This is a genomic window from Labrenzia sp. 5N (assembly GCF_012395805.1).
Lineage (GTDB): Bacteria > Pseudomonadota > Alphaproteobacteria > Rhizobiales > Stappiaceae > Roseibium > Roseibium algicola.
The window spans coordinates 541,571-565,573 of record NZ_JAAZTM010000016.1; the positions used below are offsets into that span (position 1 = coordinate 541,571).

Sequence of the window (24,003 nt, forward strand, 5' to 3'; positions counted from 1 at the left end):
TTCCAACCGGCGCAAGTTCGATTTCAAGCCCGGTATCAAGGGAAAATACGGTTCGTAAAAGTCTTACCGGCAAAGCGGAGATGGCTGCAATGCGGGTGTTTCAGTGCATTTGGTTGCAGTCTTGACAGATTTGGACGATTGTCCTAATTCGATTTTAGGGCAATTGTCCTAATCGTGCCGGGCGCGTTCGAATACGCCCGTTCTGAAAACCGAAAACCCTGTCAGGCAATCCGTCCTGCTGAAACGTGGAGGAGCAATCCTCCGCGAACGGAATCGCCTTGCCGGTCGTTCCTGCATGCACGGGGTTTTGAGAGGAAGGAATTCCACTGGTGCAAGACTTGATGAATCAGACCCGTAAGCTTTTTGCAGCCACGCTCATGGCCGCGACCCTTGCCGGTTCACCGGTTTTCGCGGAAGGCGATCAGGTGGGTGAAAGTCCATGGGGACCGGAAGACGAGATCGGCACGCTCAACATGATGAGCGATGCCTCCCGGTTGGAGATCTTGCAGCGCATCGATGCCGGCAGGATTTATGATCTCGGTGTGGATCTCTTTGTCGGCATGCCCGATTGTTGCAGTGCCGCCTTTGGAGATCCGACTTACCAGATGATGATGCTTCATGCGCCGGCGCGCGGGGATGGCAGCGAGGAGCTCCTTTCGCATTCCAGCGAAGCGATTTCGATGAATACCCACACGGGAACCCATATCGACACGCTCAGTCACTTCGGGCTTCACGGGAAAATCTGGAACAACGTTAGCGCCGACGAGGCGCAGGGCGCGCGCGGGTGGGCGAAATCGGGTGCGGACAAGTATCCACCCATCATTGCGCGCGGCGTGCTGATCGACGTTGCGAAGGCCAAGAGTGTGGATGTGCTGCCGGCGTCCTACGCCATTACGGTGGATGATCTGAAAACCGCGCTGGATGCGCAGGGAACCAGCTTGCAGGAAGGTGATGTGGTGCTCATCCGGACAGGCCAGATGCAGCATTGGCCGGACAAGTCGAAACTGGCGCTGTTCAGCCAGTCAGGGCTTGGCCTTGATGCCGCAAGGTGGCTGGCCGAGGAGCAAAAGGCGATGGTGTTGGGCGCGGATAACCTGGGTCTGGAAAGTTTCCCGTCCACCAACCCGGACAATTTCGCACCTGTTCATTCCTATCTGCTGGCACAGAAGGGTGTCTCGTTTATCGAGCTCTTGTGGCTGGAAGACCTGGCAAGGGACGAGGTGCATGAATTTGCCTTCATTACCTCGCCGCTGAAACTGCGTGGCGCCACCGGCTCGCCGATCCGCCCGATTGCGGTCCCCATCAGAAGCAGTCGCTGAAACTGTCCTTCTGGCCGGTGGAGCAAAAGCCTCCACCGGCTTGGGCGGGCAGGAGAAGATCTTCCTTTTGCAGTAGGGCTGGCTTTTTTGAGGAGGTTTACCCGAGGGCGTTGTGGAGGACGTAACCTGTATAGCCGGCATAGGCCAGGAGCATGATGGCGCCCTCGCGCCGACAGATACGGCCGCCCGTCATGGCAAAGACCAGAAGGATCACTGTAGCCCCCAACAAAACCCAGATGTCGAAGCTCATGATTTCCTGCGGGACCTGGAGGGGGGTGATAACCGCGGTAATGCCCAGAATGCCCAGGATATTGAAGAGGTTGGAGCCAAGGATGTTGCCAAGAGCAATATCTGTCTGACGCTTGAGAGCTGCGATCACCGAGGTGACCAGCTCAGGCAGGGACGTGCCGACCGCGACGATGGTGACGCCGATAACCGCGTCGCTGATGCCCGCAGCCTGCGCAAGGCTGGTTGCCCCGGACACCAGAAAGTGGGCTCCGCCCAGGATCATTACCAGTCCGCCAAATGCCATCGCCAGATTGAGCAGCAGGTTCAGCTGTCCGGCTTTGGGAGCGACCAGCTGGACTTCCCCCCTGTGCAGCTCCGCCGAAGGCGTATGCGTGCCTTTTTCCATCCGGTAGGTGACAACAAGATAGACCGCCAGTGCGAGTATCAGGACCAGGCCTGCTTCCCGTCCAATCAAGCCGGACAATGCGAGGCCCGTGAAAGCGAGAGCTGCCAGAGCGTTGGCCGGACCGTCGCGTAGCAACGCTTTGGGGTCGACCAGCAGCGGAGAGATGACGGCTGTCAGCCCCAGAATGAGTAGGATATTGGCGATGTTCGAGCCGGCGACGTTGCCGACCGCAAGGCCAGCAGATCCGTTGAGTGCCGCCAGCACGCTCGTCATCAGTTCCGGTGTCGACGTGCCGAAGCCCACAAGGACCAGGCCGATCAGAAGTTCGGAGATGCCGAAGCGCTTTGCAAGGCCGACAGAACCGCGCACAAGCACGTCACCACCGGCCACGAGGAGAACCAGGCCGAGCGCAATTTCAAAGACAGTCATTTTGGAGATCCCGAGGACACGTCGCTGGCAGATGGTGTGCCGGATTGCACCGCACAATGGCTCTTTAGGTGTCGCGCAAACTTTTTTCGCGCGATTGCAAAAGGACTTCCCGCGGCGGCAATCGGTCTAGCCCTTTGGCGCCGGCCGGATATCCGGATTGACGTGATACCCGGGGCCGATGGTAAGCGGTTTTACCGGCATCGCCTTTGGCGCGACGCTGGATTTGAGACCCTTTTCGTGGCGCTCTAGTTCCTCACCCGTCTTTGCGTCGATGACATGAAGAACTGCCGCATAGGTGCGTTCGGCTTCAACATCGCTGAGGGACGGTGTTTCGAAGCTGTAGTTGCGCTTGGCGTGGGAAACGGCCTTTTCGACCTCGATCTTGCCACCTTGCGGGCTTTCAAACTCGGCAATGAGCCGGGTGCCAAGGGGCAGGGGTTTTACGAGGCCAACCGTTATGCCCGCCCGAATGTCGGCGATGCGGTAGTTGTAGATGAAGCCACCGCCGGTGATTTCGGCGAAGCTGGCGCTTTCCAGGATGGACTGATTGTAGCGGTAGACGGTTCCGAAGACGGCGATGCAATAGACAGCCGCTGCCACGCCGGCCAGTTTCACCCACAAAGGCACAGACCCTGTCATCACAACCTCCCGGTAGTCAGTTCACATTGTCAGCAGCGCCGGTGCAGGACAAGGAAAACGTGTGTCCGGTATCAAGCGGTGCGAGGCAGGCAAACCGGCGGATTGCTTACTTGCGGAGAGCATTGCCTTTGCCATTGCGCCTCAGGCAGCCCTCGATCGCCTCGACGAACTCCGCACCGTAAAAGGACACCCGCCTTTCATTGCCGTTTCCCGTCACAGGAACTGAAAGTGTCAGCGTTGGCGCAAACCAGAGATCGCGGCGATATGCGTCCGAGACTGCGGTCCAGGGGATGAGTATCGGCTTGTGGCCGATCCTGAAGACAAAGATCGGGTACATGTGGAGCCCAGCATCGGACAGGGTCACATCCACGCTGTTGCGGTAGTTGCCGAAGAGACCGAAGCGGATGGTGCGCCAGCTCCAGGTGCGGCCTTCCGGCTTCTGGCTGGCCGGGTAGGCTTTTGCCAGTCCCGCCCAGCCACCTGTATGGGCAATGACAAAGACGATCAGCGACCAGAACAGGGCGAAGACGACTGCGAAGGCTGGCAGGATCAAGAAGAGCAAGCTGGTTTCAGACATGTTTCTCCGCCGTCAGAGGGTCGCTATTCGAAACTGTCGTAGCAGGCGCCGCTGTCCTCCAGCAAATTTTGCAGGATAAGCAGACCCTTCGCGGTTTCCTGCCGGGTCATCGGGTTGGTGATGCCGATGCGAACGCGGTGATAGACCTTGCCGGATCGGCCGGTCTTGAACTCGTCTTCATCGTCGATCAGCACATTGGCGGCAGCGGCCGCCGCCTTGAAGGTGCCGGAGAGCCAGGGTTCGGGAAGCTTCAGCCAGAGAAACGGCGCGTCGGCGGCGGCAAACATGTCGTAGGCGCCGAGATATTTCTGCACCAGTTCGAAACGGGCGGAGACTTCCGCGAGGATTTTCTGGCGGAATTCGTCGGCAGCGCCGGACAGAACCAGCCGGGACGACAGTTCCGACAGGAGAAAGGATATGCCGCCGGTCAGCATCTTGTGGGCGGTGTAGATCCGCTGTGCGTGAGACAGCGGGCTGGAAACCCAGCCACCACGCACGCCTGCCGTCACGGACTTGGACAGCGAGCCGACATGAAAGGTACGCTCCGGTGCCAGTGCGGCGAGCGGGGGCGGCGAGGTTTCGCGCAAGGAACCGTAGACCTCGTCCTCGATGATCCAGAGATTGTACTGACGGGCGATGGTCACAATGTCCGCGCGGCGCTGTTCACCCATCATGCCGAGGGTCGGATTATGCATGGTCGGCATCACGAACAGCAGCTTCGGGTGTTTCTGCGCGCAGACCCTTGCGAGATCTTCGGGCAGGGGACCTTCGTCGTCCCTTGCGATCTGCACCGGCCGGCGGCCGGAGAGAGCCGCGCCACGGGCAATCGAACTGTAGGTCAGTTCCTCGAAGGCGACCTGATCGCCAGGCGCTGTCGTTGCCGCGATGATCGCCATGATTGCCGCCTGGGCGCCTGTCGTCGGCACGATGCTGCCTTCCGGTGGCTGCCAGCCGGCACGGGACAGCCAGATCCGCCCGGCCTGGCGCCAGCTTTCGGGCACGGAGCGGGTGTAGCTGGCAATTTCGTACGGCGCATCACGGGTGATGTCTGCCGTCAGCCGTCCGATGACACCGGCCTGGCCGATCTCGGGAGCGGATGTGCTGTCGAAGCGGATTGCCTCCGGCGAAGGCACCATGACCCTGGTGCCGCCAAAGGCGACATCCTTAGGCATGTGCATCGCACCCTGGGTCCACGAAGAGGCAGACATGTCATGCGCGGCGGAGCCGTTGGTCTGCTGTGCCGGCCGGTCTAGGTCCGGTTTGGTGTCTTCTTCGAGTGAGGGTTCATACGTGCTGCCGAGCACGAATGTGCCGCGCCCGACTTCGCCGCTGACGAGGCCACGCTGTCGGATCAGGGCGTAGGCGCGTCCTATGGTGCCGACAGTGACACCCAGATCATACGCAAGGTCGCGCTGCGGCGGCAGTTTGGAACCGGCAGCAAGCGCGCCAGTGGCAATATCCTCGGCGATGCGGTCCGCCAGCCGGATGTAGAGGGGCCCTTGGCCCTCGGGAATCTCTGGGTGCCAATTTGTCATGGTGACAATTTAATATATTGCATCCCGAATGGAGTCAATTCATATGATTGTAGCGCAACAATGCGCCCAATTGATGCAATTGTCACCCTGGAGATGTCTCAAATGAGTTCAATCGAAACAATATCCGGGCGCCCGATATCGCGGCTCCGGATTCCCGGCGGTTTTACCAAAACGGCTTTCAGCTATCTGAAGGATTGGTTTGTCAGGCGCCGGACCCGCCTGGAACTTCTGGAATTGTCAGACGCGGCCCTTGAGGACCTCGGACTGACCCGGGAAGCTGCGCTTGCCGAGGCAATGCGCCCCTTCTGGGATACCGAAAGCCGGCGCAAGGGCCGGTATTGATGCGGAGATCTTTGGCGATCCCACCAAACAAGGACCTGCTACCCCTGGCGAGTCTTTGTTGATGCCGGACACGATGCAGCCCGTGTCCGGCATCCTTGTTTTCAATTCCGTATCAAGGTGCCGTCAGACTGCACCGGTATATTCGCCGCGTGCCGGATAGTCGTTCTTCTGAACGAAATCGAGTGCACCGACCATTTCCTGGAAGTGCGGACGCACGAAAGGCATGGTCTGGACGGAGGCGAAATAGAGCGTGCCGTCCGGTCTGACAAGAAATACTCCCGGCTCGGAAAACAGCGCAGGCTCCTCGATGCCGATCGAGGTAGTGCCGCGGCTGGTTGAAACATAAAGTCCCCATTCCCTCGCAACACTCAGCGGCAGGCCGTAGCCAAAGCGCAGATCCGCGTGGCCGACCTTTTCCGCCATCTTTTCCGCACGGTCCTTGTCGTCCGACGAAATTGCGATCGTCTTGACGCCCTTGGCCGCGAAGTCGGCGGTTAGACGGCCGAGTTCCTTGAGGTAAGTGGCGCAGATCGGACAATGAAGGCCGCGGTAGAACACTACCAGCGTTGCAAAGTCGGCGTTATCCTTGGACAGATCAAAGGTGTCTGAGCTCAGGGTTTCGACCGTGAGGCCGGGTACCGGTTGGCGTGGAACGAGCATGTTTTCCTCATTTGGCTAGGCAAGGCTTCACATTTCCCTGCGGATGGCTGTAAGGTAGTGAACGCAAGCGCTATAAACATTCAAAAAATATGCTCAGGAGTACGGAAATGTCGGTCCCTTATCGCACGTCCTTTAATGGAAGGCTGGACCGGCTGTCTTCGCTCATCGACCGGCTCCGCGTGCAGGTGGACATTTCACTGGCAGCGGACGGGAGCGAAAGCGATGCCAACCTGAGGGTCTATGACAGTCCTGAGAGAGGGCTGAGACTGGTTTTCTGCCCGGAGCGGGACGGATCTGCCGTGCGTGCCGGCATGGAAGCAGCCCCCGACGAAACGTCGCTTGTCGCTGCCCGGATCACAATATCAGGTGTCGGCAGGCAGCTGGTCAGTGCCTTGCCGGACTGCATTTCCGTGCCGATGTCGGAAGATCCATATCTCACCGCTGTCGTGACGCCGCTGATCGAGGAGGCGACTATGCCCAGGTGCGGTGGGCAGGCAGCCTTCCAGCGTTTGTGCGAAGTGGTGGTGATCCGTCTGCTGCGTCATGCCATGGAAGAAGGCAAGGCCGATACCGGCCTCCTGAACGGTCTTGCAAACCCGCGGATCGCAGCCGCTCTGGTGGCAATCCACGAGGTGCCCGGAGAACACTGGACACTGGAAAAACTGGCCGAGACCGCCGGCATGTCGCGCACCCAGTTCGCGGTGACGTTCAAGGAGCTCGTCGGGACAACACCCATGGGTTATCTCTCGAACTGGCGGTTGGATATTGCCCGCTCGGAGCTGGAAACCGGCAGGCAGGTCAAGGCCGTCGCGAGCCTCTGCGGCTTCGCAAGTCCGGCGGCCTTTTCCAGGGCCTTCTCCCGCCGTTTCGGCTATTCCCCCAAACAAAAGCGCAGCCAGGCGGCCTGAACCGTTTGTTCGCTGAACCTCACTAGCCCCCGTTTTTGTCATCCCGGTTTGGCGCAAGTCGCCAGGACCGGGATCCAGTAGTCGTGGGAGCTGGCAAGATAGTGTGATGTGACCAAGGCAGCCGGTTACTGGATCCCCGCCTTCGCGGGGATGACAAGGAGGCTGGGGGGGAGGGTGCGCCCGGCGCAGCGGAAATCGATGTGAACGGTACGAACCAACGCCACGTCGCCCAGTGCAGCTCAACCGCGATCTTGAACCGGTTTTTCCAGGGCGTAGAATTCGTCGTTGATGTCGTCGACCTTGCGGGCGAGCAGCGCCTGGGCGTCCTTGAGGCCGAGGTTGTAGAATCTGGCCCCGAGGGATGGCGTCAGGAAATCGATCAGCAATTCGGCATCCATGTTGCCGATGTCGATGTCCAGGTCTGTTTCGAGATAATGCTTGATCTTGGAGGCGAGGCGGGTTCTGGCGTCCTTGTCGAGTGTCAGGTCCGTCATGTCCGCCTCCCAGATGGCTTCAGGCCGCTTCCAGCAGGCTTTCGAACAGGAGGCGCCCGTCGAGGCCGCCATTGAGCGGCTCGATCAGGTTTTCCGGGTGCGGCATCATGCCCAGAACGTTGCCTTTGGAATTCATGATGCCGGCAATGTTGTTGATGGAGCCGTTCGGGTTGGTGTCGCCCGCATAGCGGAAAACGACCTGGCCGTTGTCTTCGATCTGCTTCAGCGTGTCAGCGTCGGCGAAGTAGTTGCCGTCGTGATGGGCAACCGGGCAACGCCAGACCTGGCCTTTTTCGAACTTCGAGGAAAACCTCGTCGCGGTGTTGACCGTTTCCATCAGGACTTCGCGGCAGACGAAGGTGAGGCCGGCGTTGCGCATCAGGGCGCCGGGAAGCAGGCCTGCCTCGGTCAGGATCTGGAAGCCGTTGCAAACGCCGAGTACGGCGACGCCGCTGTCGGCCTTGGCAACAAGGTCCTTGAGGATCGGGGAGCGGGCTGCAATTGCACCGGAGCGCAGATAGTCGCCGTAGGAAAAGCCGCCGGGAACAACCACAAGATCCACATCCGGCAGGGTGCTTTCCGTGTGCCAGACGCTCTGCGGCCTGGTGCCGGTGATCAGTTCCAGTGCGTGGAACATGTCACGGTCGCGGTTGGAGCCGGGGAAAACGATGACTGCGGTTTTCATGTGGGCAATCCAGTCGGTTCAGAGCAGAACAAGTACGGCTATCAAGGCCGCGATTGCGGGCACCAGGATGAATATCGCCGCTTTGGTGGCCATGAAGATCAGGGCCGTGCGGGTATCGTCATCCATCGGTGGTGCCCCGGTGTCGAAGTTTCGGTCAGGCGATCTCGATCGCGTAGTTCTCGATGACGGTGTTGGCGAGCAGCTTTTCGCACATCTGCTCCAGTTCAGCCTTGGCGGCTTCCTTGTCGGTGCCGGTCAGTTCGACATCGAACACCTTGCCTTGACGAACGGAGCCGACGTCGCCGAAGCCGAGGCCGCCGAGCGCGCCTTCGATGGCTTTTCCCTGAGGATCAAGAACACCGTTTTTCAGGGTGACGATCACACGTGCTTTCATGATTGGGATCCCCGCAGCAGACTGCAGATTCTGCAGTTGAATGACTTTGGGGCTCCCCATACACGAGGAGCCCCATTTGCGAAAGGCCTGTGTGCAGAAAACCTGCGATTTACGGCAGGCGTTTGATCGTTGTCTGCTTCAGGAAGCGGTCGAGATTTGTCTTTGCCCTGGAGCTTGATGTCGCAAAGGAGGCAACGGTGCTGCCGCGGTCGTTTTGAATGATGATGCGTGCGGCAACATAGACGTTGCCTTTGTCCGTCCGGTACCTGGCAGTCATATCGAAGCCGGAATAGGATTTGGTGACGACACGGCGATTGGTTTTGAGACGGACCTGCCCCTTCGAGGCCACGTTCGCAATGTTGCCGACGGCATTCATCAATTCGGCAGAGATCAGGTTTTGCCGGATGGCTGTTTCCGTGTCGCCCTTGACCTCGATCGGACCCACAACGACAACTTCAGGCGATTTGCAGGTGGATGGCAGACAAACATAGACGGCCTTGTTGCCGTTCTGCTTGCTGGCCCAACCCTTGGGTGCAAAGCTGGAGGATATGCTGCCGGGCTTCAGGCCCGTGGTTTGACAGGCTGCAAGAAAGCCGCACAGAAGTGCAATCGATACGGCTTTGAAAATGAAAGAAAATCTAAAAGACATGACGCCCCCTCGTTGAACAAGGGGGCGTCATAGTTTGCAATACCTTTGGTTGCAATACTGACGTTAGGGCCGTTAGCGGCGATTGCGCCGGCCTGTGTCAATACTGCATCAGCAGCGGGTCTTACTTGACCAGGGTCGGTCCGGAGCCTGCCGGACGTTCGCTGGTGATCATGATCCCCAGCCGCTTGGCAACTTCCTGATAGGCTTCCAGCATACCGCCCATGTCACGGCGGAAGCGGTCCTTGTCCATCTTGTCGTTGGTCTCGATGTCCCACAGGCGGCAGCTGTCCGGGGAAATCTCGTCGGCGACGACGATGCGCATCATGTCGCCTTCGAACAGACGACCACATTCGATCTTGAAATCGACAAGACGGATGCCAACACCCAGGAACAGGCCGCACAGGAAATCATTGACGCGGATGGCAAGCGCCATCATGTCGTCCAGTTCCTGCGGGGTGGCCCAGCCAAAGGCGGTGATGTGTTCTTCGGCGACCATCGGGTCGTTGAGCTCGTCGTTCTTGTAGTAGAACTCGATGATGGAGCGCGGCAGCTGCGTGCCTTCTTCCAGGCCCAGACGAGTGGCAATGGAACCGGCGGCGACGTTGCGCACGACCACTTCCAGCGGAATGATCTCGACTTCCCGGATCAGCTGTTCGCGCATGTTGAGGCGGCGAATGAAGTGAGTCGGGATGCCGATGGCATTCAGATGATTGAAGATATATTCGGAAATCCGGTTGTTGAGCACGCCTTTGCCGTCAACAATCTCGTGTTTCTTGTTGTTGAAGGCAGTTGCGTCGTCCTTGAAGTGCTGAACCAGGGTTCCCGGTTCCGGACCTTCGTAAAGGATCTTGCCCTTACCTTCGTAAATGCGCCGGCGGCGGTTCATAGGCTATACCGTATCTTTTAGAGAAACCTTTGACGGAACATGCTTACCTTGTCTGAAAATCCACCGGGACGTTTGTCGTCAACCGGCCGATGCTTGAAGGCAGCAGGCCCTGTTTTGCGGCGCGGAACTTAACCGAAGCCGGGCAAAAGTACAATCTTATGTTTCCGGAGAGTTCGCAGGGCGGTTATGCTTTTGACGCATGAGTGTACGTACTGCGTTGATTTGATCGGCTTGCGGGGATATGCAAGAGACCAAATCAGCCCCATATGGGGGGAAGTGCATCAGCGCAGTTCAGGAGACGATGAGTATGAGCACATTCGACAAGCGCGAGCAGGGGTTTGAAAACAAGTTTGCGCATGACGAGGAGCTGCGGTTCAAGGCAACCGCACGCCGCAACAAGTTGCTGGGTTTGTGGGCGGCAGGTCTTCTGGGCTTTGAAGGCGAGAAGGCCGACGAATACGCCAAGGAAGTTGTCCGGGCCGATTTCGAAGAGCCGGGCGAGGAAGACGTTTTCCGCAAGCTTCGCGAAGATTTCGACGCAAACAAGGTCGAGCAGTCCGATCATCAGATTCGTCGCACCATGGACGAACTGATGCACACGGCTGTGGACCAGTTGCAGAAAGAAGGCTGATCGAAGCTTTCTTCGATTGTCAGTTTCAAACGCCCGCCGGAAACGGTGGGCGTTTTTGTTTTGACGGGCATGATGTTTGGCAAGTTGGCGCTTTTCCGGCCTGGAAGAAGAAAATCCCCATCTCCCTTTGCGTCAACCAAGCTCCCAGAATTGCAAAAACAGCGCTTGCGGTTGTGTCGGCAGACGGATTTGATACCTCCTCTATCGGAGGAGACGACCCGTGTCAGATAATGCCTTTCTTGCCGACAAGTTGCGTTCCGGAAAAGCCGTCATTACCGGCTGGTCCCAATTGTCCGCGCCCATGGTTCCGGAGTTGTTCGCGCGCTCGGGATACGAGGCGGTTACGCTCGATCTTCAGCACGGCATGTATGATTTTGCATCGGCGTGCGAGGCGATGGCAGCCATTGCTCTTGCCGGGGCGCACCGCATTGCCCGCATTCCCGTCGGTGACAACGCCCTTGCGGGGCGGCTGATCGACATGGGGGCCGATTGCATCATCGCGCCGATGATCAATTCTCTTCGGGACGCGGAAACCTTTGCGCGGGCTGTCAAGTATCCGCCAATCGGCGACCGCAGCTGGTCGCCGTTCCGGGCAGCCATGCTGAGCGGCCAGACGCGGGACCAGTATCTCGAAAACGCCAATGCACAGACCCTTGCCTTTGCCATGATCGAAACCCAGGACGCGATCGACGCGCTGGACGAGATCTTGAGCGTCGACAGTCTTGATGGCGTGTTTGTCGGTCCGAGCGATCTTTCCCTTGCGTTGTCGAAAGGCGCTTCGCTCGATCCGAACGGGGTACATACCGGCGAAGTTGCCGGTGAGATTGCGGAAAAGGCGCTTGCAGCCGGGAAACTTGCCGGGATTTTCTGCCTCAACGCCGACAAGGTCGAGGAAGCCTATAATCAGGGGTTCCGGTTGATGTCACACGGCGTCGATACGCTCTTTCTTGATCATTCCGCCAGGGCTGCGCTCAAGGAAGTGGCCTGGCTGGCGGAGCAGGGGACAGGACCTGCCGCCGGATATTGATTTGCTCTTCTTGCGGAAGCTTGACCTGGGTCAATGTTATACTTTCGATATTGCGAAAGTATTCAGATATCGAAACCGCGACGGTTCTGAGCTTCAACGACAAAGTTGATTATGTCTCATAATCAACCACTGTTGCCGCTGTTGCTCAGGACGGAGAACCGCCGCTTTCCCGATGGGAGATCCTCATGTGGAAACTGGCAATGATCCTGTTCATCATCATCGGCCCGACGCTTGCCGGCCTTGGTGCACTGGTTCCGTTATCGATCTACGGTGTCGGCACATTCAATGCTCTGCTGCTGGTCGGCGGCGCGGCGACAGGCGCCGCCATCGCCGTTCCGGTGAGCTATTGGGTGGCCACGCGCCTCGGAGCGTTGATGGACGCTTCCTCTGCACGGACCTGACAGCCGTCAGCCGAGCTTCTTCATGAAATGGGCAAAGGACATCATGCCTTCCGGCCAGGGGCCGTGGCCGCTTTCCAGGTTGATGTGACCGGCGGCTCCGGCGTCCTGAAAGGTGGTGCCCCAGACCTTGGCGAAATGCTCGGCACGGGCGTAGTCACAATATGGGTCGTCCCGGCTGGCGACAAGGTGCGCGGGGAAGGGCAACGGATGTTCGGGAATGGGCTTGAAGTCCCCGCCATCGAATTCCGCCACCAGCCCCTCTCGATCCCAGTCGGAAGGAGCGACGAGATAGGCGCCGGCAATCTTGTCCTTCAGCGCATGGGCACCGTGGGCAACCAGGATGCAGCCAAGCGAGTGTGCGACAAGCACAACCGGCCGTTCGGCGGCATCAACCGCTTTCACCAGCGTTTCCAGCCATTCCTTCTTGCTCGGACGATGCAGTTCTGCCTGTTTCACGACGCGGGCCGTCGGCATCTTGTCGCGCCAGCGCAACAGCCAATGGCCCGGCAGTGACTGACCGTAACCTGGAACAAGCAGAATATCGGTGTCTGAAATTTTCACGGGCTACACCTTTTGCGTGGCTGTCGAAGATGTGCCGCTGTCTCGCAGTTTTTCCGGGCGCTTGTCAATCGCGGCAAGGAAGGAGCCGGATGTTCGGAAGGCTGGAAGAAACAACCGGCAAGCTACCGGCCTTCGGATCTCAGCGCCGTTTGCATTTAAAGCCTTCGAGGTGACGGCTGAGGCAAATGAAGGGAGCCGGCCCAAAGGACCGGCTCGATGTTTGTCGCCGTCAGCTTAAATCACGGCCCATAGGGCGAGACGCACACACGGCGTGGTCCGTGATAGGGCTGGAAGCTGTTGTCGCCAGGGCGGTAAGACCGATAACGCTGACCACACCACTGATAGTGCGCGGGGCTGTAGCCACGGCCGTAGCGAGGCGGGGCGGCGTAGCGCGGGGGAGCTGCGTAGCGAGGTGGGGCCGCATAGCGGGGGCCGGGAGCAACGCCGAAGCCGAAGGCAAAAGCTGCCGGCGGGAACCACCAGCCGTTATACTGGCGATAGCCTTGGCGATATTTCCGGTAACCCCGGTGCCCGTTGTAATAGTGACGTCCGTTACGATTGTTGTAGCCGCGATGCGGGTTATGACCTCTTCTGTGGTCGACCTTGAGGACGTTCGCCGGGGCTTCCGAGTGCGTCTGAACCGGCACCGGCGCGGTCTTGAGCAGCGGCAGCGGAGCGGCGAAGGCCGGCAAAGCCAGGCTCACGGCAAGACCACCGATGGCGGCGTGACTTAAAACGGATTTCCAGATCGACATCACATACTCCATGCTAATCATGGACATAAAACGTGGAACGCCCGGCTTCGTTCCCCAAAATGGTCATGCTCCGTCATTTGTGATCGAGAAGATCTCAGGAAAGTGGGCCGTAAAATCCGTGTTTCAGGGCACGGGCCCAACCCGGACGCCCGTTCTTTTCCGCTTCGGCGGCTGCCGTATCCCAATCGTATGTCAGGATCTTTTCCTGAAAGTTCCATGCTCCGTGATTGTTTGTCATCAGGGCATAGCGGGCATGCGGACTGCCGGCTTCCATGACATGCCGGTGCGGATGGTCGTCTTCGTAGGACGGCAAGCCGACGCTGCCCGGATTGAGCAGGATCTGCCCGGTTTTCTGAAGTCGGATGACCCTGGGAATATGCGTGTGACCGCAGCAGATGACGGGAGCGGGTTCGCCCTTCAACTCGTCCAGCAAGGTCTGTTCGTCCGGCAGGTGTCCCTTCGGCCCATCCACCTTTTCAGTCAGGTAGCGGTCATCGTTGTCCGGGGTGCCGTGACACAGGAAAATCTCGTCTGTCAGGCGTATGGTCGGCTGGCTTGTTGCCAGCCAGTCGCGGCTTGCCTGGGAAAGACGCTCAGCGGCAAAGACGTCGGTCGGTCCCATTTTGTCGATCGGATCGTCCAGGACGATGCGGTCATGGTTGCCGCGAACGGTCGGCCAGGCAGTCTCACGCAGGATGGCAGCAGTTTCCTCCGGCCAGAGCGGACCGGAAATGCAGTCACCCAGATTGACGATCAGGTCCGGTGCTTCCAGTTTCAGGTCTGCAAGCACGGCTTCAAGGGCCAGGACATTGCCGTGAATGTCCGAGACGACAGCGATTTTCATGATTCAGCTATCCTGACGGCCGATCCGGCCAAGGTGAGTGATCTTGAACCCTTCAGGGCTCTTCAGGCCGTAGCCCAGAACCCGGTCGAACGCAATGTGGGCGGTCCAGATGATCGCGATCGGAGCAAAATCCCAGAAGGCGTAGGGATCCAGATCATAATCCGTGAGCAGGACGCCAAGCCCCATCAGGAGGGCCGGGCCGATGTAGGTGTGAAAGAGATTGTAGATCAGGGCGCCAACGCGTGGATTGGCAAAATAGCCCAGCATCGACAGATCCGGCACCAGAATGAGGATGACAAACGTCAGCCACGGCGCCCCTGTCCAGAAATAGAGGACCAATGAAGCAATCAGGATAAAAAGCGCTTCGATGCGCTGCCAGGCAACAAGGGATTTTTCGCCGGACATGTGCAATCTCCCGACCAAAGAGGAAAGGGAGGCGAATGCCTCCGGTCCTCGCTGCCTTCGTTTTATCTTCCGGGGTCATTCCGGCCAAACGAAGTGCGAGCCGGGATCGGAGAGCCGCAGGTTTTGCCGTGGCTCTCCCAATGTTGGTTCTGCTTTGGGTCTCCGATCCCGGATCTTCGCTTCGCTGCGTCCGGGATGACGAACCCACGGCGTTTCAGGGAAGCCTTACGCTTCGCCGAACACCCGTTCGAAGATCACATCGACATTCTTGGTGTGGTAGCCGAGGTCGAAGCGGTCGCGGATTTCTTCTTCGGACAGATATTTGCGCACATCCGCGTCGTTCAGAAGTTCGGTCAGGAAGTCGACCGAGGCGGCCCCTGCCACCTGGTAGCTGTCCCACACCTTCATGGCGTTGCGCTGGACCAGACGGTATGCGTCCTCGCGCGACGAACCGGCCTGGGTGAGAGCGAGCAGGATACGCTGGGAATGCACGAGGCCACCGAGACGGTCCATGTTGCCGATCATGCGCTCCGGATAAACCAGCAGCTTGTCGATGACGCCGGTCAGGCGGGCCAGAGCGAAATCCAGGGTGATGGTCGCGTCCGGGCCGATCATGCGCTCGACGGACGAATGCGAAATGTCGCGCTCGTGCCAGAGAGCCACGTTTTCCATTGCGGGAATGGAGAAGCCGCGGACGATACGGGCAAGACCGGTCAGGTTTTCGGTCAGGACGGGGTTGCGCTTGTGCGGCATTGCCGACGAGCCCTTCTGGCCCTTGGAGAAGAATTCTTCGGCTTCCAGAACCTCGGTACGCTGCAGGTGGCGGACTTCCGTTGCCACGCGCTCGATGGAGGAGGCGATTACGCCGAGGGTTGCGAAATACATCGCGTGACGGTCACGCGGGATCACCTGGGTGGAGACCGGTTCGGCCTGGAGGCCCATGGCCTTGGCGACGTGTTCTTCCACGGCCGGGTCGATGTTTGCGAAGGTGCCGACCGCACCGGAAATGGCGCAGGTGGCGATTTCCTCACGAGCTGCCAGCAGGCGCTTCTTGCAGCGGTCGAACTCGGCATAGGCTTCGGCCATCTTCAGGCCAAAGGTTACCGGTTCGGCATGGATGCCATGGGAGCGGCCAATGCAGACGGTGTCCTTGTGTTCCATTGCCCGGCGCTTGATCGCGGCAAGCAGGGCGTCCATGTCGGCCAGCAGCATGTCGGTTGCCTTGACCAGCTGGACGTTGAAGCAGGTGTCGAGCACATCGGACGAGGTCATGCCCTGGTGCACGAAACGGGCATCCGGGCCAACGATTTCCGCCAGATGGGTCAGGAAGGCGATGACGTCGTGTTTGGTCTCGCGCTCGATCTCGTCGATGCGGTCGATGTCGAACGTGGCGCTGCCACCCTTTTCCCAAATGGTCTTGGCCGCTTCTTTCGGAATGACCCCGAGCTCGGCCAGTGCGTCGCAGGCATGGGCCTCGATCTCGAACCAGATGCGGAACTTCGATTCCGGCGACCAGATGGCAACCATGTCGGGACGGGAATAGCGCGGGATCATCGGCGAATGGACCTCGTATGTGGAAAATCTGGCTGCGGAATAGCAGAGGGGCGCTGCCCCTTCAATGCGGAGACGCGGTTTTTGCTTGCAGCAAAGTGCCCGAATGTGAATTTTACGGTGCACACGAGCGCGATGCGACTGTCTTTGAGGAGACACGGATGACAATCTGGCGGCCGGCTAACACGATTGCGGTCAAGGCTCTTGCCCTGATCTGGCAGGATGACGCGCTGCTTCTGTCAGACGTGCGGAACGATACGGGACGTATCACCGGCATGCGGCCGCTCGGCGGCACCGTGGAGTTTGGCGAGCCCTGGCGCGATACGCTCCAGCGCGAGTTCCTGGAAGAACTGGGAGCAAGGATCACTCTGCTCGACGAGTATATCGTCATGGAGAACATCTACGATCATCATGGCGTCGCAGGCCACGAGATCGTTTTCCTGTGCCACGCCCATTTTACCGACAACAGCTACTACCGGACCGATACCATCGTTTACGAGGTGAATGATGACACGGTCGGGACGGCACGCTGGATCACGCTTGACGAACTGGCCGCCAAGGGTCTTGAGCTCTACCCCTCCGGTTTGAAGGACAAGCTGCCAGGGCAGGCCGGGAAACCCGTGCCGGGCCGCCGTTTCAGCTAGGCTGGATCCTGAAAGGCCTCACGCGCCGTCGCCGTATTCCATCCGCTCGTCAGCCTTTTCCTCGGCCATGTAGAGATCGAACTTGTCCTGGCGAAGGCGAAGGCGCACTGCCAGGATGTAGACCGCGACTGCCAGAGCAGAAACCACGGCGATATCCGGTCCGACCGGCAGGTAGCCCGCACCGCCGCCGAAGGAACCAAGCCAGGAAATGAGCACAAGACCTGCAAGATAGGGAGCAAGCCAGGCCGCCTCGCGCCAGTCCAGGCTGTCGAAGCCGCCTCTGCTGTTGCGGTAGATCATCAGCAGGAAACCGATGACCAGGCAGACGCCCAGATGCAGCATGGTGTCCCAGCCGCTCCAGTAGATGATCAGGCTGGCGACGACGAAGGCAAGACACCCGGTGACAGGAGCGGCCGGCAGCACGAAGGCGCGCGGCGCGTCGGCCATCAGCTGGCGGAAGGCCAGCACGGCGACAGGGCCGACGACGAAAGACAACACGATGGATGACGTGTTGAGGGCGAGCACTTCGTTGAATGGCAGAATGAAGAAGAACAGAGCCGAGACAACGAAGTTGATCAGCAAAGCGAACAGCGGCACGCCGCGCGCCGAAAGGGTTTCCATGAACTTCGGAAAGAGACCGTTCTGGGCCATGGCTAGGCCGAGGCGGGCGTTCGAGCCGACGGACACAAGCGCCGAGGCAAAGCTGGAGATGCGGGCACTGCTGTCCAGAATGCTGACGATCCAGAGTGCGCCGACGGCGGTCGCAAGGGCCGCCATGGGGCCCAGCTCGCCCGGGAAGCTGAGCGCCGCCCAGCCTTGCTTGAGCTGTGACTGATCAAGGGCGCCTAGGAAAGCGAGCTGCAGCCCGCCATAGATCAGCAGGCAGACGACCAGGCTGATCACCAGCGCCAGCGGCACGTTCACCTTCGGATTGCGGGCTTCCCCGGCCATGTCGATCACGTGGCGGAACCCGATCAGGGCGAAGATCACGCCGCCGGTTGAGATCGCCGACAGGATGCCCTTCAGTCCCTCGGGGGCAAAGCCACCGTATTCGCTGAAATTGGCGTATCGGAACTCGGACGTGAGGATAACGGCGGCCAGTCCGGCCGGAACAAGGATCTTGACCCAGGTGAGCGCCGTGTTGAGACGGGCAAAGAAGCGGACGCCAAAGGCATTGAGAACCGTGAAGACCGCCAGCAGGACGCAGGCAACGGCCAGACCGGCAGGGCTGAGCAGTCCGTCTGACCCGTAAAGCCAGGGGGCAAGGCTCTTGGAGTAGCGCAGTACTGCCTCCACCTCGATGGTGGCGGTGGTGTTGTAGCCAACCCAGGCCGTCCAGCCCATTGTCATGGAGACGACCGACCCGTGGGAGAAATGCGGCACACGGCCGATGCCGCCTGCAACCGGCAGGATCGCCGCGATCTCGGCGAAGGTCGCGGCAAGAAGCAGCATCGCGAAGCCGCCGATCATCCAGGCGATGAGTGATGACGGCCCGGCAGCTTGCGCAGCCATCAAGGGCGCGAACAGCCAGCCAGATCCGAGAATTCCGCTGATCGCCACAAAGGTGAGGCTCAGCAGACCGATACTGCGTTGCATATGCGCCAAGACGATTCCCCCAGTCTTTAACGGGGAGAGCTTAACCGAGGGAATGTCTCGACGGAAAGACGCGTTGCGGAAGTAATTGCTTCGCGACTGGAAGTCGTGGGTGAAAACGGTATCTGTAGCCCATCTTTCGAGACGGACCTGGCGGTCCTCCTCAAGATGAGGAAGTGCTTGTTGGAGGTCTGAAGTGAAAGTACTTTCAGAGCTTCAGAGCTTCAGAGCTTCCCACCACCTCATCCTGAGGAAGCGCGAAGCGCTGTCTCGAAGGATGGGCCACTTGCTCAATTTTTTGATGCGGTTTCACCCCGTTTAGACAGCGCGGGAAGCAGGTCGAACTCACCTTTGATCAAGGCTTCTTTCTTTTCACGCCGCCATCCTTTTACCTGGCGTTCGCAGGCAATCGCGTCGGTGAGCTGCTCGAACTCGCAATTGAACACCAGTTCAACCGGTCGGTAGCGCGCTGTGTAACCGTCGTACGTGCCTTGCTGATGTTCACTAATTCGGCTCGCGAGATCCTTTCGCGTGACGCCTGTGTAATAGCTGCCGTTCGAACATCTGAGGATATAGAAAGTAACCTTCATCGATGCTGGATATCATGGCTTGGACAAATAATGGACGGGCCGGTTGGGGGTGTGGCCCATCTTTCGAGACGGACCTGGCGGTCCTCCTCAGGATGAGGGTGTTTGTGTGGGATGTCTGAGGTGCAAGATGCCTCCCAGCCTCCCAGCCTCCCAGCCTCCCAGCCTCCCAGCCTTGATGCCTCCCTCCACCTCATCCTGAGGAAGGCCAAAGGCCTGTCTCGAGGGATGGGCCGCTTGCTCAGCCTGTGGCGGCGTTTCCTCTATAAAAACGGTTGCCTTAGGGGTGCCTAGTCCACGACGTATGACCCGGGCACTCGATAAGAGCTAGCGCCGCCTTCAAGCCTCTTCCGCGGCCTTGCGGATCGCGGAGATATTACCGGCATAGCTTTCCACCGTACCGCCCTTGAAGACTGCGGACCCTGCCACCAGCACATTGGCACCAGCCGCTGCAACGAGGGGGGCGGTTTCGGGGGTGACGCCACCGTCGATTTGGAGGTCGATCGGACGGTCACCGATCATCTGGCGGATGCGGCGGGTCTTTTCGACCTGCGACTGGATGAATTTCTGACCGCCGAAACCCGGGTTGACCGTCATCACCAGAATGAGGTCCAGCCGGTCGAGAACATATTCAATGACGCTTTCCGGGGTCGACGGGTTCAGCGAGACACCGGCCTTCTTGCCCAGATTGCGGATTGCCTGCAGAGACCGGTCGAGATGGGGGCCGGCCTCGGCATGAACCGTGATGATGTCGGATCCTGCCTTTGCAAAGGCTTCCAGGTAGGGATCGCAGGGAGCGATCATCAGGTGGGTGTCGAAGATCTTGTCCGTGTGCGGGCGCAGCTTGGCGATGACATCCGGGCCGAAGGTGATGTTCGGCACGAAGTGGCCGTCCATGACGTCGAGATGGATCCAGTCGGCTCCCGCTTCCACCACGTCGCGGACTTCCTGGCCGAGTTTGGAAAAATCGGAGGCGAGGATGGAGGGGGCAATCTTGACGTCGCGCGGCATGGCAAACTCCCGGACAGGCCAGACGGGCCGTTATCGTCCCGTTTTCTGATGTTGCCGCCGCGCTAGCACTTCTGATGCGACTGGGCAAGATACCCGAGCCGGCCTCAATCGGTTTAGAAGCTCAAAGACGTCCCGTTATCGCCAGATATCTGCGGTCCGGTCCTTCGAAGCCGAGGCTGTCCATCTGGATCAGCACGGCAAAGACGGGCGGGGCTTCATCGGGGAAATGGGTGACGATGCGCTCAATCCGGTAAGCCAGCGGGCAACGGCGGCTTTCAGGCACGCTGTTGTCCTCGTTGAGGATGCGGGTGACACCATTGTGGACCATGGTCAGGCGGAACCCCTTGGTCTCGGCACCGTAGCTCTGGCACTGGGTATTCGGCAGGGGATATTCCGACAGGGTGAGGTCGATTGGATCGTCACCGGACAGGAAGGCGGTACGGGTGGCAACCAGCATCTTGTGGGGATCGGATGTCAATTCGGTGCGTGGATTGAAGCCGACGGTCTGGCCTTTACCGGCAATGGCCTTGTTCTGGAGCAGCGGCTGGGCGGCAAGACGGTTCTCCGCCCTGGTCTCCGACAGGGCATTGTCGGCCGCTTCACCCGGCCCGGTGTCGACGTCCTTGCGCAGGCGGAACGGGGACGGCGGCACCCAGGTGTCGCCGATCACGTCCACAACGAAGATTTCCGAATAGGGAAAGCCGGAGCCGTCCTGCACGCCGAACTGCTCAAAGGCGAAGAAGTCGCCGTTTCTGGAAAAGCCGAGAAGCTGAAGCTCTGCGGTGTCTCCGGCTTGTGCAACCGGGGCGAAGCTCGCGCCGGCAAGCAGGAGCGTTGCGGCACACAGAAGACTGCGGCCCGCCGATGAGCACAGGGATTTGACGGTGGATGGCAGAACGGGCACGGCACTTACCTCACGCGAAGTGTTTGACCTGGCAAGTGGTAAGCCTAGCACGTTCGCCTGTCAGGTGTGCTACGTCACAGTTTTCACGTTCAGACGGCAGAACACCCGTACAAACGGTTTCAGGAACAGGGGCAGGATGTAGATCGGAAACTGGCCGACAGCGAACCAGAGCCAGGTGAATTCCGGCAGGGTGCCACCGAAGGCGGCGACCATCAGTCCCATGTTTCTGGTGCCACAGGTATGGGCGATCGCATAGGCGTCTTCTCGGCTCGCCGGTGAGAACAGCAGCAGGCTGAGCGCAATCTGTACCAGTGCGAGGCAGAAGGTGATGGCGGTAAGGCCCAGCGTGAACAGTGGTTTTGCGGCAAAGCTCGCGGCGACACCATCCATGGCAGCTATGGCAAAGACCAGCAGCAGCAGCACATTGAGACCGCTGATGTGGTGGGAGGAGCGAGCCAGGCGCTCTTCACCGGCCAGTTTGCGAAAGGCGACCGAGACCGCAAAAGCGCCTGTGAGCAGCAAGGAGAGCTGGATGGCTAGCCCTCCGACGCTGAGAGGCAGGGCGGGCCCGAGCATCAACTCGCCGATGAAGGGGGCCGTCAGCGGGGTGATGATCAGAGCGGCAACAGAAAGCGCGAGACTGAGGGTGCCATCAAGGCCGAGCAAATAGATGAAGGCAGGAGCCGCCATCACCGGGGGAGCGGCGGTTGCGATGAAAAGGGCCAGCATCACATCGGGGCCAAGAGCCTTCAGGCCGGAGAGGTCGATCAGCAGCCACGTCAGCAGGGGCGCGCCGAGCATCATCCACAGGAGGGCGGCAATCAGAAGCGTGGGGCGACGCAGGCGCATGCGGATCGCGAAGGTGTCGACCCGCAGAAAAGCCAGGGTCAACAGGCTGAAGACGGCAACGGTCAGGTAGGGCCGCAGATAGGCGGACAGCGCCGGCAAGGCCATGCCGATGAAGATACTCACAGCAAGGGCGGCCGTTCCGTTGCGCCCGATCCATGCCAAGCCTGCACCACACCATCGAATCATCTTAAGTTGTCCTTTGAACCGCGAGTTGTGGCAGGCACTTCCGCGCCTCTTAAAGGATCCGGACCTCGGACGCCAGTATTAGGGCACCGTCCGGAACAGGCATGACAGCAAAAACCAGGCAAACGCAATCCTTCGACGTGATGGTGCTCGGCGCCGGTATCGTCGGCGTGTCGACGGCACTGCATCTGCAGCGGCTGGGCCTGTCCGTTGCGCTGATCGACCGCAAGCACCCGGGCGAGGAAGCTTCCTTCGGCAATGCCGGGATTGTCCAGCGGAACGGCTTCGTGCCGCATGCGGTGCCCACGCATCCGCTCACGCTTCTGGGGATCCTTTTCGGCCGCTCCAGTGCCGTTTCGCTGGACATGGCCACCGTACTGCGCATGTTGCCGTGGCTGCGCCAGTTCCACGCAGCAGGCAATGCCCGCGGGGTTGAAGCCTATTCGCGGGCGGTTGCTCCGTTGAGAGCCTTCGCCGTCGAGGAGCATCTGGACCTGGCGCATGCGACCAATGCCAACCGCTTTTACCGCCAAGGGGGCTGGCTGCATCTTTACCGCTCGGAGACTGCCTTCCAGGCAAGCGAAACCGAACGCCAGTACGCGCGGGTGTTTGGCGTTTCCTATCGGGAAATGTCGGCTGGCGAGATCGGAACGCTGGAGCCTGGCCTGACGGCGCAGGGGCTGAGAGGCGTTCATTGGCCGGAAAGTTGTTCGGTCTCCAATCCCGGTGCCGTGGTCGATGCTTTCTGGCGGGGATTCGTGCATGACGGGGGCGGATATTTCCGTGCCGATACAATGAAGCTGAAGCAGGAGCGTGGCGGCTGGCAAATCGAGGGGGAACGCGGCACATTGTTTTCCCGTCAGGCAGTGGTTGCCCTTGGAGCCTGGTCAGCGGATCTGCTGGCACGCCTTGGAGAAACCTTTCCGCTTGCGGTCAAGCGTGGCTACCACATGCATTATCGTCCGTTATCCGGGGCGTCCCTGTCACGACCGGTTGTGGATGTCGAAAACGGCTTCGCCCTGACACCGACGGATAATGGCATTCGCCTGACCACTGGCGTCGAACTGGCCGAGCGCGATGCCCCGCCCAATCCGGTGATCGTCAAGCTGGCGAAACGACGGGCCGAGGAAATTTTTCCGCTTGGACGGGCGTTACAGGAACAGCCGTGGATGGGAAGCAGGCCGTGCCTGCCGGATTCGCTGCCCGTGGTTGGTCCGTCTGCAAAGATCCCGGGCCTGTGGCTCAACTTCGGCCATGCCCATGACGGTTTCACGCTCGGACCGGTGACGGGACGGCTGCTGGCCAGCATGATTGCGGGCAAGCAGCCTTTCCTGGACCCGGCGGGGCTGTCTGCGTTGCGGTTCGCCACCTGAGCGTCTAACCTGGTGGCCGATCAAGGTCGGATGTCAGCTCTCGCGCAAGGGCAGGGCGACGGTATCCTTCACCGTATTGACGACGATGCGAGACTGCACATCGGACACGAGCGTATTGTCCAGCAGCTTCAGACGCAGAAAATTGTCGTAGGTTTTGATATCATCCGTCACAACCTTGATAAGATAGTCGACGGCACCGGTGATGCGCTCGCACGTCACGACCTCGGGCCAATGGTGGACCAGCTTGTCGAATGTTTCCATGTTCTCGCGGCTGGGAACCGCAAGCTTGACGAACGAGTAGGCCACGAAGCCAAGACCCACGGATTCGCGGTCGATGATGGCAGTGATCTGGCGGATGATTCCCTGTTCCTTGAGGCGCTTGATCCGGCGCCAGCAAGGCGTCTGGCTCATGCCCGCTTCCTTTGCCACTTCGGCAATGGAGAGCGACGCATCCCGTTGCAGTACACGCAGAACACGTATGTCCGACGGGTCGAGAAGATATTTATCTGTCATTGGATATTTTAGGAATTTTT

Annotated in this window: 30 protein-coding genes; 8 read left to right on the plus strand and 22 right to left on the minus strand. The window is 59.7% G+C overall.

Features of this window, described 5'->3' with window-relative positions:
* Positions 1 to 341 precede the first annotated feature (341 nt).
* On the plus strand, positions 342 to 1,319 hold the full coding sequence (locus HEP89_RS18365) for a cyclase family protein (RefSeq protein WP_168692707.1): 978 nt from the start codon (positions 342 to 344) through the stop codon (positions 1,317 to 1,319).
* Positions 1,320 to 1,416: 97 nt separating this feature from the next.
* Here HEP89_RS18365 and HEP89_RS18370 read toward each other — a convergent pair whose 3' ends face one another.
* The 4 genes from HEP89_RS18370 to HEP89_RS18385 form a co-directional block, all read right to left on the minus strand.
* Positions 1,417 to 2,382, minus strand: coding sequence for a calcium/sodium antiporter (locus HEP89_RS18370; RefSeq protein WP_023000873.1), 966 nt, complete (start codon positions 2,380 to 2,382; stop codon positions 1,417 to 1,419).
* Positions 2,383 to 2,508: 126 nt separating this feature from the next.
* Positions 2,509 to 3,021, minus strand: coding sequence for a hypothetical protein (locus HEP89_RS18375; RefSeq protein ID WP_168692708.1), 513 nt, complete (start codon positions 3,019 to 3,021; stop codon positions 2,509 to 2,511).
* Positions 3,022 to 3,127: 106 nt separating this feature from the next.
* Positions 3,128 to 3,598, minus strand: coding sequence for a hypothetical protein (locus HEP89_RS18380; protein ID WP_168692709.1), 471 nt, complete (start codon positions 3,596 to 3,598; stop codon positions 3,128 to 3,130).
* A gap of 23 nt (positions 3,599 to 3,621) precedes the next feature.
* Complete coding sequence (locus tag HEP89_RS18385) at positions 3,622 to 5,133, minus strand: PLP-dependent aminotransferase family protein (RefSeq protein WP_168692710.1); 1,512 nt, start codon at positions 5,131 to 5,133, stop codon at positions 3,622 to 3,624.
* Between the two features lie 102 nt (positions 5,134 to 5,235).
* On the opposite strand from HEP89_RS18385, the gene HEP89_RS18390 reads away from it, so the two are divergent.
* On the plus strand, positions 5,236 to 5,475 hold the full coding sequence (locus HEP89_RS18390) for a DUF1127 domain-containing protein (protein ID WP_208992478.1): 240 nt from the start codon (positions 5,236 to 5,238) through the stop codon (positions 5,473 to 5,475).
* A 123-nt stretch (positions 5,476 to 5,598) separates the two neighbouring features.
* Here the strand turns inward: HEP89_RS18390 and HEP89_RS18395 are convergent, their stop codons facing one another.
* On the minus strand, positions 5,599 to 6,135 hold the full coding sequence (locus tag HEP89_RS18395) for a peroxiredoxin-like family protein (RefSeq protein ID WP_168692711.1): 537 nt from the start codon (positions 6,133 to 6,135) through the stop codon (positions 5,599 to 5,601).
* Between the two features lie 107 nt (positions 6,136 to 6,242).
* Here HEP89_RS18395 and HEP89_RS18400 point away from each other — a divergent pair, with 107 nt between their 5' ends.
* Complete coding sequence (locus tag HEP89_RS18400) at positions 6,243 to 7,043, plus strand: AraC family transcriptional regulator (RefSeq protein WP_023000879.1); 801 nt, start codon at positions 6,243 to 6,245, stop codon at positions 7,041 to 7,043.
* A 239-nt stretch (positions 7,044 to 7,282) separates the two neighbouring features.
* On the opposite strand, the gene HEP89_RS18405 is transcribed toward HEP89_RS18400, so the two are convergent.
* The 6 genes from HEP89_RS18405 to purC form a co-directional block, all read right to left on the minus strand.
* Positions 7,283 to 7,537 carry a DUF2164 domain-containing protein gene (locus HEP89_RS18405; protein WP_168692712.1) on the minus strand — a complete coding sequence of 85 codons (255 nt, stop codon included), beginning with the start codon at positions 7,535 to 7,537 and terminating at the stop codon, positions 7,283 to 7,285.
* Positions 7,538 to 7,556: 19 nt separating this feature from the next.
* Positions 7,557 to 8,222, minus strand: a complete 666-nt coding sequence (purQ, locus tag HEP89_RS18410; RefSeq protein ID WP_168692713.1) for a phosphoribosylformylglycinamidine synthase subunit PurQ — start codon at positions 8,220 to 8,222, stop codon at positions 7,557 to 7,559.
* Between the two features lie 18 nt (positions 8,223 to 8,240).
* Positions 8,241 to 8,348, minus strand: coding sequence for a phosphoribosylformylglycinamidine synthase-associated small membrane protein (locus HEP89_RS29885; RefSeq protein WP_023000881.1), 108 nt, complete (start codon positions 8,346 to 8,348; stop codon positions 8,241 to 8,243).
* 28 nt (positions 8,349 to 8,376) lie between these two features.
* The gene (gene purS, locus HEP89_RS18420) at positions 8,377 to 8,619 is read right to left on the minus strand and encodes a phosphoribosylformylglycinamidine synthase subunit PurS (RefSeq protein ID WP_031269246.1); all 243 of its coding nucleotides are present in this window, start codon (positions 8,617 to 8,619) and stop codon (positions 8,377 to 8,379) included.
* A 106-nt stretch (positions 8,620 to 8,725) separates the two neighbouring features.
* Complete coding sequence (locus HEP89_RS18425; protein ID WP_062488383.1) at positions 8,726 to 9,265, minus strand: hypothetical protein; 540 nt, start codon at positions 9,263 to 9,265, stop codon at positions 8,726 to 8,728.
* A gap of 121 nt (positions 9,266 to 9,386) precedes the next feature.
* The gene (gene purC, locus HEP89_RS18430) at positions 9,387 to 10,151 is read right to left on the minus strand and encodes a phosphoribosylaminoimidazolesuccinocarboxamide synthase (protein ID WP_006932454.1); all 765 of its coding nucleotides are present in this window, start codon (positions 10,149 to 10,151) and stop codon (positions 9,387 to 9,389) included.
* Positions 10,152 to 10,458: 307 nt separating this feature from the next.
* On the opposite strand from purC, the gene HEP89_RS18435 reads away from it, so the two are divergent.
* From HEP89_RS18435 to HEP89_RS18445, 3 genes are all read left to right on the plus strand, one after another.
* Positions 10,459 to 10,782, plus strand: a complete 324-nt coding sequence (locus HEP89_RS18435; RefSeq protein WP_023000884.1) for a DUF1476 domain-containing protein — start codon at positions 10,459 to 10,461, stop codon at positions 10,780 to 10,782.
* Between the two features lie 220 nt (positions 10,783 to 11,002).
* Positions 11,003 to 11,809: an aldolase/citrate lyase family protein gene (locus HEP89_RS18440; RefSeq protein WP_168692714.1), complete on the plus strand. Its 807-nt coding sequence runs from the start codon at positions 11,003 to 11,005 to the stop codon at positions 11,807 to 11,809.
* A gap of 185 nt (positions 11,810 to 11,994) precedes the next feature.
* Positions 11,995 to 12,210 (plus strand): hypothetical protein, encoded by a 216-nt coding sequence (locus tag HEP89_RS18445; RefSeq protein WP_075284786.1) that lies wholly within the window; start codon positions 11,995 to 11,997, stop codon positions 12,208 to 12,210.
* A gap of 6 nt (positions 12,211 to 12,216) precedes the next feature.
* Here HEP89_RS18445 and HEP89_RS18450 read toward each other — a convergent pair whose 3' ends face one another.
* From HEP89_RS18450 to purB, 5 genes are all read right to left on the minus strand, one after another.
* The gene (locus HEP89_RS18450) at positions 12,217 to 12,771 is read right to left on the minus strand and encodes an alpha/beta hydrolase (protein ID WP_168692715.1); all 555 of its coding nucleotides are present in this window, start codon (positions 12,769 to 12,771) and stop codon (positions 12,217 to 12,219) included.
* Between the two features lie 239 nt (positions 12,772 to 13,010).
* Positions 13,011 to 13,526: a BA14K family protein gene (locus tag HEP89_RS18455; protein ID WP_082444564.1), complete on the minus strand. Its 516-nt coding sequence runs from the start codon at positions 13,524 to 13,526 to the stop codon at positions 13,011 to 13,013.
* Between the two features lie 94 nt (positions 13,527 to 13,620).
* On the minus strand, positions 13,621 to 14,370 hold the full coding sequence (locus HEP89_RS18460; protein WP_168692716.1) for a metallophosphoesterase family protein: 750 nt from the start codon (positions 14,368 to 14,370) through the stop codon (positions 13,621 to 13,623).
* A 3-nt stretch (positions 14,371 to 14,373) separates the two neighbouring features.
* Positions 14,374 to 14,775: a DUF4260 domain-containing protein gene (locus HEP89_RS18465; RefSeq protein WP_168692717.1), complete on the minus strand. Its 402-nt coding sequence runs from the start codon at positions 14,773 to 14,775 to the stop codon at positions 14,374 to 14,376.
* A 225-nt stretch (positions 14,776 to 15,000) separates the two neighbouring features.
* The gene (gene purB / locus HEP89_RS18470) at positions 15,001 to 16,329 is read right to left on the minus strand and encodes an adenylosuccinate lyase (protein ID WP_023000891.1); all 1,329 of its coding nucleotides are present in this window, start codon (positions 16,327 to 16,329) and stop codon (positions 15,001 to 15,003) included.
* A 158-nt stretch (positions 16,330 to 16,487) separates the two neighbouring features.
* Between purB and HEP89_RS18475 the strand changes: the two genes are divergently transcribed.
* Complete coding sequence (locus tag HEP89_RS18475; RefSeq protein WP_031269247.1) at positions 16,488 to 16,970, plus strand: NUDIX domain-containing protein; 483 nt, start codon at positions 16,488 to 16,490, stop codon at positions 16,968 to 16,970.
* An 18-nt stretch (positions 16,971 to 16,988) separates the two neighbouring features.
* Here HEP89_RS18475 and HEP89_RS18480 read toward each other — a convergent pair whose 3' ends face one another.
* The 5 genes from HEP89_RS18480 to HEP89_RS18500 all read right to left on the minus strand — a co-directional run bounded on the left by HEP89_RS18480 (position 16,989) and on the right by HEP89_RS18500 (position 22,100).
* Positions 16,989 to 18,566, minus strand: coding sequence for an APC family permease (locus HEP89_RS18480; protein ID WP_023000893.1), 1,578 nt, complete (start codon positions 18,564 to 18,566; stop codon positions 16,989 to 16,991).
* Between the two features lie 287 nt (positions 18,567 to 18,853).
* On the minus strand, positions 18,854 to 19,153 hold the full coding sequence (locus tag HEP89_RS18485; protein WP_077292551.1) for a GIY-YIG nuclease family protein: 300 nt from the start codon (positions 19,151 to 19,153) through the stop codon (positions 18,854 to 18,856).
* A gap of 336 nt (positions 19,154 to 19,489) precedes the next feature.
* Positions 19,490 to 20,161: a ribulose-phosphate 3-epimerase gene (rpe, locus tag HEP89_RS18490; RefSeq protein ID WP_023000894.1), complete on the minus strand. Its 672-nt coding sequence runs from the start codon at positions 20,159 to 20,161 to the stop codon at positions 19,490 to 19,492.
* A 121-nt stretch (positions 20,162 to 20,282) separates the two neighbouring features.
* On the minus strand, positions 20,283 to 21,065 hold the full coding sequence (locus HEP89_RS18495; protein WP_168692718.1) for a DUF2259 domain-containing protein: 783 nt from the start codon (positions 21,063 to 21,065) through the stop codon (positions 20,283 to 20,285).
* A gap of 69 nt (positions 21,066 to 21,134) precedes the next feature.
* Positions 21,135 to 22,100 (minus strand): sodium:proton symporter, encoded by a 966-nt coding sequence (locus HEP89_RS18500; RefSeq protein ID WP_167579591.1) that lies wholly within the window; start codon positions 22,098 to 22,100, stop codon positions 21,135 to 21,137.
* Positions 22,101 to 22,201: 101 nt separating this feature from the next.
* On the opposite strand from HEP89_RS18500, the gene HEP89_RS18505 reads away from it, so the two are divergent.
* Positions 22,202 to 23,470: an FAD-binding oxidoreductase gene (locus tag HEP89_RS18505; RefSeq protein ID WP_168692719.1), complete on the plus strand. Its 1,269-nt coding sequence runs from the start codon at positions 22,202 to 22,204 to the stop codon at positions 23,468 to 23,470.
* Between the two features lie 33 nt (positions 23,471 to 23,503).
* Here HEP89_RS18505 and HEP89_RS18510 read toward each other — a convergent pair whose 3' ends face one another.
* Entirely contained in the window at positions 23,504 to 23,983 is a 480-nt protein-coding gene (locus tag HEP89_RS18510) for an Lrp/AsnC family transcriptional regulator (RefSeq protein WP_006939550.1), read from the minus strand.
* Between the last annotated feature and the right edge of the window lie 20 nt (positions 23,984 to 24,003).